This window comes from Actinomadura terrae, assembly GCF_022751215.1.
Taxonomy (GTDB): Bacteria; Actinomycetota; Actinomycetes; order Streptosporangiales; family Streptosporangiaceae; genus Spirillospora; species Spirillospora terrae.
The window spans coordinates 1683555-1696398 of sequence record NZ_JAICDG010000002.1 but is presented as its reverse complement, the minus strand read 5'-3'; the positions used below and the strand labels follow the sequence as shown (position 1 = coordinate 1696398).

General features: G+C 70.9%; 9 protein-coding genes. 3 read left to right on the top strand and 6 right to left on the bottom strand.

The window, feature by feature from the left end:
* Complete coding sequence (locus K2F47_RS17765; RefSeq protein WP_242904764.1) at positions 1-1545, top strand: cellulose binding domain-containing protein; 1545 nt, start codon at positions 1-3, stop codon at positions 1543-1545.
* 656 nt (positions 1546-2201) lie between these two features.
* On the opposite strand, the gene K2F47_RS17760 is transcribed toward K2F47_RS17765, so the two are convergent.
* On the bottom strand, positions 2202-3362 hold the full coding sequence (locus tag K2F47_RS17760; RefSeq protein ID WP_242904758.1) for a glycosyltransferase 87 family protein: 1161 nt from the start codon (positions 3360-3362) through the stop codon (positions 2202-2204).
* 158 nt (positions 3363-3520) lie between these two features.
* On the opposite strand from K2F47_RS17760, the gene K2F47_RS17755 reads away from it, so the two are divergent.
* On the top strand, positions 3521-4666 hold the full coding sequence (locus K2F47_RS17755; protein WP_242904751.1) for a sensor histidine kinase: 1146 nt from the start codon (positions 3521-3523) through the stop codon (positions 4664-4666).
* Positions 4663-5319, top strand: a complete 657-nt coding sequence (locus tag K2F47_RS17750; RefSeq protein WP_242904749.1) for a response regulator — start codon at positions 4663-4665, stop codon at positions 5317-5319. The genes K2F47_RS17755 and K2F47_RS17750 overlap by 4 nt, the downstream gene beginning before the upstream one ends.
* On the opposite strand, the gene K2F47_RS17745 is transcribed toward K2F47_RS17750, so the two are convergent.
* The 5 genes from K2F47_RS17745 to metH form a co-directional block, all read right to left on the bottom strand.
* The gene (locus K2F47_RS17745; protein WP_242904747.1) at positions 5292-6722 is read right to left on the bottom strand and encodes a DHA2 family efflux MFS transporter permease subunit; all 1431 of its coding nucleotides are present in this window, start codon (positions 6720-6722) and stop codon (positions 5292-5294) included. The two genes, K2F47_RS17750 and K2F47_RS17745, sit on opposite strands and share 28 nt — an antisense overlap.
* A gap of 195 nt (positions 6723-6917) precedes the next feature.
* On the bottom strand, positions 6918-7301 hold the full coding sequence (locus tag K2F47_RS17740; RefSeq protein ID WP_242904732.1) for a helix-turn-helix transcriptional regulator: 384 nt from the start codon (positions 7299-7301) through the stop codon (positions 6918-6920).
* Positions 7253-7792: an AraC-like ligand-binding domain-containing protein gene (locus tag K2F47_RS17735; protein WP_242904730.1), complete on the bottom strand. Its 540-nt coding sequence runs from the start codon at positions 7790-7792 to the stop codon at positions 7253-7255. The genes K2F47_RS17740 and K2F47_RS17735 overlap by 49 nt, the downstream gene beginning before the upstream one ends.
* A 28-nt stretch (positions 7793-7820) precedes the next feature.
* Positions 7821-9071, bottom strand: coding sequence for a methyltransferase domain-containing protein (locus tag K2F47_RS17730; protein WP_242904728.1), 1251 nt, complete (start codon positions 9069-9071; stop codon positions 7821-7823).
* A 161-nt stretch (positions 9072-9232) separates the two neighbouring features.
* Entirely contained in the window at positions 9233-12826 is a 3594-nt protein-coding gene (metH, locus tag K2F47_RS17725) for a methionine synthase (protein ID WP_242904726.1), read from the bottom strand.
* Positions 12827-12844 lie beyond the last annotated feature (18 nt).

The window sequence follows — 12844 nt, the reverse complement described above, 5'->3', positions numbered from 1 at the left end:
TTGAGAAGACTTCTCCCACTCCTCACCGCGCTCAGCGCGCTCGTCATCGCCCTGCTGGTCCCCGTCCCGGCGAACGCCGCCGCATCGGCGACCGCCACGTTCACCAAGGCCTCCGACTGGGGCTCGGGCTACGAGGGCAAGTACACGATCACCAACACCACCGGCTCCCAGATCTCGGGCTGGAAGGTGGAGTTCGACCTGCCCGCCGGCGCGTCCATCGGGTCCTACTGGGACGCGATCCTCACCAAGTCCGGGCAGCACGCCACCTTCACCAACCGTGAGTACAACACCACCATCGGCGACGGCTCGAAGGTGACCTTCGGCTTCCTCGTCAGCGGCACGGGCACCCCGACGAACTGCTCGCTGAACGGCGCGTCCTGCACCGACGACGGGACCCCGGGCGCCCCCAAGGCACCGGCCTCGCCGAGCGTGTCCGAGCGCACCGACACCTCGCTGACGCTGTCGTGGACCGCGCCCGGCGGCGACGTCACCGGCTACCGGGTCTACGAGGGCTCGGACGTGCGCGCCACGACCAGCGGCACCAGCACGACGATCTCCGGCCTGGAGACCTGCTCGTCGCACACCTACGTGATCAAGGCCTACAACGCGGTCGGCGAGTCCCCCGCGAGCCAGGCCGTCTCCGGGACGACCACCGGCTGCACCACCCCCGCGGTCGGCAAGGCGGCGCCCTACCTCTACATGGGCTGGGGCAGCCCGCCCGACCCGACCGTGGTCATGAAGGCCAGCGGGGTCAAGTGGTTCACGATGGCGTTCATCCTCTCGGGCGGCGGCTGCAACCCGAGCTGGGACGGCCAGCGGCCGCTCACCGGCGGCGTGGACGCCCAGGCGATCGCGAAGATCCGCGCGGCCGGCGGCGACGTGCTGCCGTCCGTCGGCGGCTGGTCGGGCAACAAGCTCGGCCCGAACTGCAACTCGCCCGAGGCGCTCGCCGGTGCGTACCAGAAGGTGATCGACGCCTTCAACCTCAAGGCGATCGACATCGACATCGAGAACACCGACGAGTTCGAGAGCGCGGCCGTCCAGGACCGCATCCTCGGCGCCCTGAAGATCATCAAGCAGAAGAACCCCGGCATCCAGACGATCCTCACGTTCGGCACCTTCACCAGCGGCCCGAACACCTGGGGCAAGCGGCTCATCGACCAGTCCAAGGCCCTCCAGGCCAACGTGGACGTGTTCACGATCATGCCGTTCGACTTCAACGGCGGTTCGGACATGTACGGCAACACCGTCAGCGCCAGTGAGGGTCTGAAGAACACCCTCAAGTCGGCCTACGGCTGGACGGACGCGCAGGCGTACGGCCACATGGGCATCTCCGGCATGAACGGCGTGTCGGACCAGAATGAGCTCACCACCACCGCGATCTGGACCCAGATCCGCGACTGGGCCAAGTCCAAGGGCCTGGTCAGGTTCACCTTCTGGTCGGTCAACCGGGACCGTCCGTGCCCCGGCGGCGGCACCTCCGAGGAGTGCAGCGGCACCAGCCAGCAGCCGTGGGAGTTCAGCAAGATCACGGCAGGCTTCTAGCCCCTCCCCCATGGCGCGGCCTGCGCCGAGCCGCCCCCCGGTGCAGGCCGCGCCCTTCTCCCAAGGCACCATCGTTGGACGCTTGAAAATCCGACGATAATTCAGTTAGGACGGGGCCGGCCTGGAGTGTTCGCAGGTCGGTCCCGCGATTCCCCGCTCAGGCCCTTCTACTGCACCGATTCACACGAATCCGGAAATGGAAATTTCCAGCCGCATGGTCAATAGTCGAGGCACCGGCAGGCGGCGCGTCCCGCTCCCCCCGCAAGCGTCGCCCCGCCGGAGACCGGCAGGGCCCTGCGGTCAGCACGCTCCCCCCCGCCAGCGTGTTAGGCAGAACCAGCGTGAAAGGCAAGAACCAGCGTGAAAGGAAGAACCCGCACATGACGTCACGGCGTCCCGCTCCCAGGTTCCCCGCAGGATCGGCACGGGCGCGGCCCGCCGGTCCTCCGGAGAGTCCGGACGCCGCCGAGATCGCCGAGGTCGAGCGGAACCGCTGAGAACGGCGCCACCCCGCCGTCACGCCGGGCGTCCTCCCCGCTGAGGCCCCCCGCCGCCGCCGACCGCAGAGTCAGCCGCCGCAACGGCCGCTGAACCGGCGATTCCAGGGCGTCCACCCTCTTGCCGGGTGGACGCCCTGGCCTTTCCTTCGACGAAGGCTAGGCCAGGGCCGGACGCCTCGCCTCCGGTTCCGGCAAAGGCTCGGGAGCCACGGCCCCGGGTCTGTTCCTCAGCCGCGAGGCCATGTAGACGAGAAAGCACACCCCCGCAACCAGATAGCAGTTCGCGACCATCGTCAGCGGACCGTGGAAGCCGTATTGCATGGGAACTCCGCCATGCGGCGTCCACCAGAGCGGGGACAGGACGAAGAGCACGTAACCGCACCCCGCGATGACACGGCTGCCATTGCGGAGAAGCACCAGCAGCGCTGGCGCCACCCACACCCAGTGGTGCGCCCAGGAAATGGGCGAGACGAGCAGGCCGGTCGCTCCCGTGACGGCCGCGGCGCTCAACCAGTCGTTCCGCCTCGCCCAGAACACCGCGAGCGTCAGCCCGAGGACGGCGGCCGTCAGCGGGACCGCCTGATACCACCCGCCGACGTTGTCGACGCCTTTCATGATGCGCGCGGCGGCACCGAACGGCGACTGGTTGCTGATGTAGGTGACGCCGACCCGGGACGTGTCATAGAAGGTGTGCCGCCAGTACAGGCGCGACGCGTCCGGCGCGATCGCGAACGCGGCGAGCGAGCAGACGGCGAACGTCACCGACGCGGTGACGGCCGCCTTGATCCGTCCCGTGACCAGCAGCAGGACCACGAAGATGGCCGGTGTGATCTTGATGGCGGCCGCGATCCCGATGCCGATCCCCGCCGGCCTCCCCCGCGCCACCCGCCAGACGTCGGCCATGACCAGCGCCATGAGGAACATGTTGACCTGGCCCAGGAAAATGGACTGCCACATCGGTTGCAGGAGCATTCCCGCGACGACGGCGGTCGCGACCGTCCTGCGTGTCGTCCGGTATCCGGCAAGCCGCAGAGAGCTGACGCAGGCCCACGAGAACGCGGCGACCGACGCCAGTTGCCAGGCGACCCGGACGACCGTCAGCGGAAGGGCCGACAGCGGAATGAACAACGCGGCCATGAACGGCGTGTTCGTATACCAGTGGGCGGCGAGTTGCTCCAGATACAGGCGCGAGCCGTCCTCGATGGCGCGCCCGCCGAGCATGTAGATGCGAAAGTCCAGCGAGTCGTACATGACGGCGAACACCAGGACCGCCGCGAGCTCCACCGCCAGCACGCCATAAACCCAATGTCTGCGCACGCGCGCGCTCCCGTCCGCCGTCGAATTCCTCGGATTCGATCAACGGTCCCCCGGGCGAACACGCCGGGGCATCGGGCCACCGGCCATATCGCGGTGGCCTCCGGGCGTACGCCTCAGGGCCAATGCCGGGCCGCACGCGCCCCGGTTACGATCTGCCTATGGCCGCCACGCGCACTTCCTTCCTGTTCAGGCGGGCGCGCCCCTCTGTCTGGACGGTCCTCGCCTGGTGCGGCGCCGCCCTCTACCCGGCCGCCCTGAACCTGGTGGTGAGCCACGGGGCGCCGGGCCTCACCCGCGTGGAGATCGTCCCGGCGGCCCTCCTCACGTTCGTCGTCGTGGGCCTCCTGCGCCGCCACCCGCTGCCCGCGTTCACGGTGCTGGTCTTCGCCTGGGGCGCCGCGTGCCTGGTCGCCAACACCGTGGCCGTCGCGCTCCTCCAGATGCTGACCACCGACCTCGCCGTCGGCTTCGTCGCGGCCAACCACCAGCGCCGGACGTCCCTGATCACCGCCGGCATGGCCTTCGTCACGCAGATCGCGACCATCGGCCTGTTCCCCGGCACGGACGTCGCGTCCCGCGGCGTCCTCATCCTGGTCGCGCTCGTCGCCGCGTGGACGGTCGGCAACTCGGCCCGCGAACGCCGCGAGCACGCGCGGGAGCTGTCCGAGCAGGCCACCGCGCAGGCCGTCACGGCCGAGCGGCTGCGCATCGCCCGCGAGCTGCACGACATGGTCGCGCACAGCATCGGCATCATCGCGATCCAGGCGGGCGTCGGCAGCCGCGTCATCGACACCCAGCCCGGCGAGGCCCGCAAGTCCCTCGACGCCATCGAGGCGACCAGCCGCGAGACCCTCTCGGGCCTGCGCCGGATGCTCGGCGCGCTCCGCCGCGCCGACACCCCGGGCACCGCGCCGCTCGACCCCGCGCCCGGCCTGGCCGACCTCGACCGCCTCGTCGCCGCCACCGCCGACGCGGGCGTCCGCGTCGACGTCCACTGGCGGGGCGAGCGGCGGCCCCTCCCCCCGGACATCGACCTGTCCGCCTTCCGCATCGTCCAGGAGGCCGTCACCAACGTCGTCCGGCACGCGGGCACGCCCGCCTGCGAGGTCCACGTCGACTACCGCGACGACGAGCTCTCGGTCGAGATCGTCGACGATGGCGTCGGCGTCGCCGACCCCGGCTCCGGATTCGGCCTGGTCGGCATGCGGGAGCGGGTGGGCCTGCTGAAGGGCGTCCTCACCGCGGGCCCCCGTCCCGGCGGCGGCTTCCGCGTCGCGGCGCGGCTGCCGCTGGAGTCGCGGTGACCGTCCGCGTCGTCCTGGTGGACGACCAGCCCCTCATCCGCGCCGGGCTCCGCGTCCTGCTGGCCGACCACCCCGACCTCGTCCTCGCCGGCGAGGGCGAGACGGGCGCCGAGGCCGTCGCGCTCGCCCGCGAGGTGCGCCCCGACGTCGTCGTGATGGACATCCGCATGCCCGACATGGACGGCATCGAGGCGACCCGCCGGATCACCGCCGAACCGTCCGCGCCGCACGTCATCATGCTCACCACCTTCGACGACGACGAGTACGTCTACGCCTCGCTCCAGGCGGGCGCGAGCGGCTTCCTCGTCAAGGACATGGCCCTGGAGGACATCCTCGGCGCCATCCGCGTCGTCGCCGCCGGGGACGCGCTGATCGCCCCCAGCGTCACCCGCCGCCTGATCGAGCACTTCGCGTCCGGCCCGGCCCCCAGGCGCGCCCCCGCCACCGACCGCCTGGGCGCCGTCACCGACCGCGAACGCGAGGTGCTCACGCTCGTCGGCCGCGGCATGTCCAACGCCGAGATCGCCGAAGCCCTCTTCATCAGCGCCGCCACCGCGAAGGCCCACGTGGCCCGCCTCCTGACCAAACTGGACGCCCGCGACCGCGTCCACCTGGTCATCGTCGCCTACGAGACCGGCCTCGTCTCACCCTGAGGACGCGGGAGGAAGGCGACGAGGGCGGTGCCCGCGGCGGTGATGACCGCGGCGACGAGGAACGCCGTCGCGTATCCGTCGGCGAGGTCCCCGCCGGACTTGCTCGCCGCCGTCGCCAGGACGGTGAGGCCGATCGCGCCGCCGATCGTGCGGGAGGTGTTGACGATGCCCGCGACCGCGCCCGCCTCGGAGGCGTTCGCGCCGAACGTGGACGCCTCGACCAGCGGCGTCATCAGCAGGCCGAAGCCGAACGCCATCACCACGCCGGGGCCGAGGATCGCGGTGAGGAAGGTGCCGTCGGCGTCGAGCACGGCGCTCTGCCAGCCGAACCCGGCCGCCGCGAGCAGGCCGCCGATCCCGGCCAGGAGCCGCGCGTCCATGCGGGCCATGAGCGGCGGGGCCAGCTTCGAGCCGATGATGATCCCGGCGGTGTGCGGGAGGAACGAGACACCCGTCCGGACCGCGCTGTAGTGCAGGACGTTCTGCATGTAGAGCGAGAGGAAGTACCAGAGCGCGAAGCCCGCCATCGTGCTCACCAGCGTCGCGAGGTTGCCGACCGAGACGCTCCGCAGCCGGAACAGCCGCAGCTGGACGAGCGGCTCCCGCACCCGTCCCTCGACCGCGACGAACAGCGCCAGCAGCACCGGCCCCGCGACGAGCGGGACCAGCGAGGCGGCGGACGTCCAGCCGTGGCTCTCGGTCTGGCCGATGCCGAACGCGAGCGCCCCCACCCCGGCGGTGACCAGCACGGCCCCGGGCAGGTCCAGGCGCGGACGCGGCCCGTCGGAGGGCTCGTCGTGCAGCCACAGCAGGGCGATCACGGCGACGGCGATGCCGACCGGGACGTTGATCAGCAGCACCCAGCGCCAGTCGAGGTAGTCGGTCAGCAGCCCGCCGACCAGGCCGCCCGTCGCGCCCCCGGCGGTACCGACGGCCGTCCACATCGCGATCGCCTTCGTCCGCGCGGGCCCGGCCGGGAACGTGGCGGTGATCAGCGACAGCGTCACCGGCGCGATGATCGCGGCGCCGACCCCCTGGACGGCGCGCGCGGCGATCAGCATCCAGCCCTCGGTGGCGAGACCGCCCGCCAGGCTGGCGACGAAGAACAGCCCGACCCCCAGCAGGAACACGCGCTTGCGCCCGAACAGGTCGGCGGCGCGTCCGCCGAGGAGAAGGAACCCGGCGAAGGTCAGCGAGTAGGCGTTGACGACCCATTGCAACGCGTTCGCGCCGAGGTCGAGCCCCGACCGCATATCGGGCAGGGCGACGTTGACGACGGAGATGTCCAGGACGACGAGGAACTGCCCGATGCTCGCCGCGAGCACGGCGGCCCACCCGGCCGTGGCCCCGGCACGGGGTCTCGCCGCCTGGACGGCGGACTCGGGATCTTGGAGTGCGGTCATGCCCCCCATACTGATCTCCAGGCCCGCACGTGCGCGTCGGCCACGGGTCTCAGCGGTCGGGGTAAATCGTCCTAGGACCCCTGCCCTACCCCTTGAGCCGCGCCACGAGAACAGCGAACCGCGCAGGGGTCAGGCTGATGTACCCCCCTCGGGATGCTTGGAGTCACGCACCCCGGCCGAGAGACGTCCTACCGATCAACTGCGCGGGTTCTGTTTGCGGGTGTCTTCCCGGTAGTCGCGGGGGGACGTGCCGTAGGCGCGGCGGAACGCGCGGGAGAAGTCCGAGGCGTGCGCGAAGCCCCAGCGCGCGGCCAGGGCCTGTACCGGCGTGGAGTATTGGGCGGGGTCGGCCAGGTCACGGCGGGCGCGTTCCAGCCGCTGGGTGCGGATCCACGCGGTGACCGTCCGGCCGTCATGACGGAACAGCCGGTGCAGGTAGCCCACAGAGATGTGGTGCGCGGCCGCGATCGTCCCCGGGGTGAGGTCGCGGTCGCCCAGGTGGGCCAGCGCGAACGCCTCGATCCGCAGGGTCAGTGCCCGGCTGTGGGTCTGCTCGGGCAGCAGGTGACCGGCGTCCACTCGGTGAGCATCCCGCCGGTACCGCTATCGCCCGGTAGTGGACCGGCCAGCAAGGGGGCCACCGCGTCCTCGTTCAACCCCACCACGGACTTGGGGACGGCCAGCCCGATCGCGGACGGTCTGCGGTGCCCCTCGGTCACCGACCACAACGAGTGCGGACGGCAGGAGTCCTGCACGATCCACTGGCCCATGGCCGCCTCCACTTGGCGGCCTGACTGCTCGGCACCGATCCGGCCGCCCCGGCACAGCTCCGGCGAGTAGACACCGGCGTCCGCCTGACGCGTCATGCGCGGAGTACGAAGGGCATGGATCGAGGAGATATCGGTGTGAGCCACCGTGACGGCGCCGAGCTGCGCCACACGCAACGTGAAGTCGTAGTCGGCGGCATGCTCGGATCGCACCTGATACGAGCACGGCATCCCGCCCACCAGGTCGCACCAGGCATCAAACCGGTCCCCGACCTGATGGTCCGCGCCCCGCAACACCCTCATGATCACGCGTCCCCCCGACAGCCCCCGCCTACCCGTCGATCCGGTGGCCCTCGGTGTCGAGCCAGACGTACTGGTCGTCCGGGGTGACGGTGAGGCCCCAGCGGTCGGCGGTGGGGCGGCCCAGGCCGTCCCACCAGCGGTAGGCGGCCTCCGCCTCCTGCCACAGGTTTCGTTCGCCCGATTCCCGGACCGCGAACTTCTCCGCGCCCGGCTGATGCTCCAAACTGGCCCACGAGCCCGACCACGGATCGACCAGCCATACCGTGTACACGCCGTCCTCATCGCCGTCCTGGACGACCAAATTGCAGCGCGGAACCCTCAGCCCGATCGCCAACGAGACGTCGTACTCGCCGAGCACGGTGTAGGGGTGCGTCCGGGTGAAGGATTGGCGCGCCCCGGCGATGTCGCGCACGTCGCGGGCCAGCGAGGCGCCCCTGCCCCGCTGGTCGCGCAGCAGCATGAACGCCACATTCCCGACGATCCGGCCGCGCATTGTGCCGTCCTCCGACACCGCGAACGACACCAGCGCACCATTGTGGAAATCGGTCGTCCACGGCACCAGCACCCGCCCACCCGGCCTCGTCTGCGCGGCCCACGCCTGCGGAACCCGGTCGGCCGCCACCGTGGCGATCACCCGGTCGAACGGCGCGGACTCCGGATGACCGAGCGCACCGTCCCCGGTCACGACCGTGATCTCGTAGCCCATCTCCCGCAGCACCCGGCGCGCGCGGTCGGCGATCTCCGGATCCACTTCCACGGAGGTCACGTTGTCATTCCCGAGCCGCTCGGCCAGCAGCGCGGCATTCCACCCCGTGCCCGTGCCGATCTCCAGCACGTTCATGCCCGGCTCGACGTCCAGGGCCGCCAACATCGACGCCACCACATCGGGACGGCTGGCCGAACTGGTGATCTGCCGCCCGACCCGTCCCGGCTCCCCCGGAACACCGTCATCCACCTGCGTGATGACGGGGTCGTTTGCATAACACCGTTCCAACCATCTGGATTCGTCATCAACGCGGTCGAGCGGCACGAGGCGCTTACCCTGCTGAGTCCACACGGTGTCGGGAATGAACCGATGCCGAGGCACCGCCTCGAATGCCGGACGCCACTCCGCTGTAAGGTCGCCCGATTCGCTGAGTGCCTTGATCAGCCGGGCCGACAGCTCAGCGGGGTCGGCCACCTCTAGCTGTCCTTCTTCTCGTGCTTGCCCATCGCCGAGTCCCTTCCAGCCCTCACCACACTTGTGTTGAGTCATGACCCGCACGCCTGCCAGGTCCATGCGGCACAGCGACCCTAGCCGTCACGCGGGCGCGTAGCTGAGCGGTGGGGCCGACGCCGAAGGCGAGGCCCCACCGGGAAGATCGCGAAGCGATTCCGCGCCCGCCAAGGCACGGTCAAGGGGGCGAGCCGCCAGGCGAGCCCCCTTGGGCCGGGACTTAGTTACACAGGGTCGTAGGCCAGGTTGGGGCGGAGCCAGCGTTCGATGTCGGCGAGGGGGGCGCCGCGGCGGGCGGCGTAGTCCTCGGTCTGGTCGCGGCCGATGCGTCCGACGGTGAAGTAGTGCGAGTCGGGGTGGGCGAAGATCAGGCCGCTGACGCTGGCGGCGGGGGTCATCGCGAACGACTCGGTGAGCTTCATGCCGAGCGTGCCCGCGTCCAGCAGGTCGAAGAGCATGCCCTTCTCGCTGTGGTCGGGGCTCGCCGGGTAGCCGAGCGCGGGACGGATGCCGCGGAACCGCTCGGCGTGCAGGTCGGCCAGGTCGGGTTCGGAGCCGGGCTCGAACCAGGCGCGGCGGGCCTCCAGGTGGACGTACTCGGCGAACGCCTCGGCGAGGCGGTCGGCGAGGGCCTTGACCATGATCGCGCGGTAGTCGTCGTTGTTCTCCTCGAACCCGGCGGCGAGGTCGTCGGCGCCCTGGATCGTGACCGCGAAGCCGCCGAGGTGGTCGCCGGACGGGGCGATGTAGTCGGCGAGGCAGCGGTTGGGGCGGCCCGCGGGCTTGGCGGTCTGCTGCCGCAGCATCGGGAAGCGGACGCCGTTCTCCAGGACGATGTCGTCGCCCTCGGAGTGCGCGGGCCAGAACCCGTAGGCGCCGTGGGCCTGGAGCGTCCCGGCCTCGATGATCTGGTCGAGGAGTTCGTTGCCCTCGTCGAACAGCTCGCGCGCGACGGGCTGGTCGAGGATCGCGGGGTACTTGCCCTTCAGCTCCCAGGCCAGGAAGAAGAACTGCCAGTCGATCATCTCGCGGAGCGCGGTCAGGCTCGGCCGGACGACGCGGACGCCGGTGAACGCGGGCACCGGGAGGTCGGAGAAGTCGACCTCCTCGCGGTTGGCGCGGGCCTTCTCGATCGTCAGCATCGGCTGGCGGCGCTTGTTCTCGTGCTCCTCGCGGAGCCGCTGCTGCTCGGCGCGGTTGGTCGTGTCCAGCGCGGCGGCGCGGTCCGGGTCGAGGAGGTTGGAGACGACGCCGACGACGCGGGAGGCGTCCAGGACGTGGACGGTCGTCGAGTCGTAGGCGGGCGCGATGCGGACGGCGGTGTGCTGCCGGGACGTGGTCGCGCCGCCGATCAGCAGCGGCAGCCGGAGGCCGCGCCGCTCCATTTCGGCGGCGACCGAGACCATCTCGTCCAGCGACGGGGTGATCAGGCCGGACAGGCCGATCGCGTCGGCCTTCTCGGCGATCGCGGTGTCGAGGATGCGGGCGGCGGGGACCATGACTCCGAGGTCGACGACGTCGTAGTTGTTGCAGCCGAGGACGACGCCGACGATGTTCTTGCCGATGTCGTGCACGTCGCCCTTGACGGTGGCGAGCACGATCTTGCCCTGGCCCCGGCTCTCCTGCGCCTCCTCCTTCTCGGCGTCCATGAAGGGTTCGAGGTAGGCGACCGAGCGCTTCATCACGCGGGCGCTCTTGACGACCTGCGGCAGGAACATCTTGCCGGAGCCGAACAGGTCGCCGACGATCTTCATGCCGTCCATCAGCGGGCCCTCGATGACGTCGAGGGGGCGGGGCAGCGTCTGCCGGGCCTCCTCGGTGTCGTCCTCGATGAAGTCGATGATCCCGTGGACGAGCGCGTGCGCGAGCCGCTTCTCGACCGGCGCGTCCCGCCAGGAGAGATCGACCTCGCGCTGCTTGCCCTTGCCGGTGACGTTCTCGGCGAAGGAGACGAGCCGGTCGGTGGCGTCGGGACGGCGGTCGAACAGCACGTCCTCGACGAGTTCGAGCAGGTCGGCGGGGATGTCCTCGTAGACGGCGAGCTGCCCGGCGTTGACGATGCCCATGTCGAGCCCGGCGCGGACCGCGTGCAGCAGGAACGCCGAGTGCATCGCCTCGCGCACGACGTCGTTGCCACGGAAGGAGAACGAGAGGTTCGAGATGCCGCCGCTGGTGCGGACGCCGGGGCAGCGCTCCTTGATCAGCGGGAGCGCGTCGATGAACGCCTTGGCGTAGCCGTTGTGCTCGGCGATGCCGGTCGCGACGGCGAGGACGTTCGGGTCGAAGATGATGTCCTCGGCGGGGAACCCGGCCTTCTGGGTGAGCAGGTCGTAGGCGCGGCCGCAGATCTCGACCTTGCGCTCGGTCGTATCGGCCTGGCCGCGCTCGTCGAAGGCCATGACGACCACGCCCGCGCCGTAGTCGCGGATGCGGCGGGCCTGCTCCAGGAAGACCTCCTCGCCCTCCTTGAGGCTGATCGAGTTGACGACGCCCTTGCCCTGGACGGTCTTCAGCCCGGCCTCCAGCACGCTCCAGCGCGAGCTGTCGATCATGATCGGGATGCGGGCGGCCTCCGGCTCGGTCGCGACGAGGTTGAGGAACGTCGTCATCTCCCGCTCGCTGTCGAGCAGGTCGGCGTCCATGTTGACGTCCAGCAGGTTGGCGCCGCCGCGGACCTGCTCCAGCGCCACCTCCACGGCGGCCTGGTGGTCGCCGGCCTCGATGAGCTTGCGGAACCGCGCGGAGCCGGTCACGTTGGTGCGCTCACCGATCATGACGAAGCCGGTGTCGGGGCCGATCGCGAACGGCTCCAGGCCGCTGAAGCGGGTGGCCTTCGGCTCGGGCTCGACCGGACGCGGCGCGGACGGGGCGACGACCTCGGCGATCCGCGCGATGTGCGCGGGGCTCGTCCCGCAGCAGCCGCCGACGACGTTGACCATGCCGGCCGCGGCGAACTCGCCGATCAGCCGGCTCATCTCGTCGGGCGTCTGGTCGTAGCCGCCGAACGCGTTGGGCAGCCCGGCGTTCGGGTAGCAGGCGGTGTAGGTGCCCGCGAGCCGGGCCATCTCGGTCACGTGGGGGCGCAGCTCCTCGGCGCCGAGCGCGCAGTTCAGGCCGACCAGCAGCGGCTCGGCGTGCTCGACCGAGCGCCAGAACGCCTCGACGGTCTGGCCCGAGAGGGTCCGGCCGCTCAGGTCGGTGATCGTCACCGAGATCCACAGCGGCAGCTGCGGGGCGACCTCGCGGGCGGCGGCGATCGCGGCCTTCGCGTTCAGCGTGTCGAAGATCGTCTCGATCAGCAGGACGTCGACGCCGCCCTCGGCGAGCCCCTCGATCTGCTCGGCGTAGGCGGCCTTGACCTGGTCGAAGGTGACCGCGCGGTAGGACGGGTCGTCCACCCGGGGCGACAGCGACAGCGTCACGTTCAGCGGGCCGACGGACCCGGCGACGAACCGCTGCCCCTCCGCCTCGTCGGCCGCCTGCCGCGCGAGCTGCGCGGCGCGCACGTTCATCTCCCGGGCGTGGGCTTCGAGGCCGTAGTCGGCCTGCGCGATGCTCGTCGCGGTGAAGGTGTTGGTCGTCGTGATGTCGGCGCCCGCCGCCAGGTACTGCCGGTGGACGTCCAGGATCACGTCGGGCCGGGTCAGGTTCAGCAGGTCGGGGTCGCCGGTGACGTCGCGGGAGTGGTCGGCGAAGCGGTCGCCGCTGTAGTCGGCGGGGGTGAGGCCGGCGCCCTGGAGCATCGTGCCCCACGCGCCGTCGAGAATCGCGATCCTCTCGTCCAGCAGACCCCGGAGCGCGTCTTCGTTCTTCTGCACTGGCCACCTCCCGTTTCT

Excerpts from the sequence above, each read along its gene's own strand:
- K2F47_RS17730 (WP_242904728.1), bottom strand. The coding sequence starts at position 9,071 with ATGGACCTGGCAGGCGTGCGGGTCATGACTCAACACAAGTGTGGTGAG.
- K2F47_RS17745 (WP_242904747.1), bottom strand. The coding sequence starts at position 6,722 with ATGACCGCACTCCAAGATCCCGAGTCCGCCGTCCAGGCGGCGAGACCC.
- K2F47_RS17755 (WP_242904751.1), top strand. The coding sequence starts at position 3,521 with ATGGCCGCCACGCGCACTTCCTTCCTGTTCAGGCGGGCGCGCCCCTCT.
- K2F47_RS17735 (WP_242904730.1), bottom strand. The coding sequence starts at position 7,792 with ATGAGGGTGTTGCGGGGCGCGGACCATCAGGTCGGGGACCGGTTTGAT.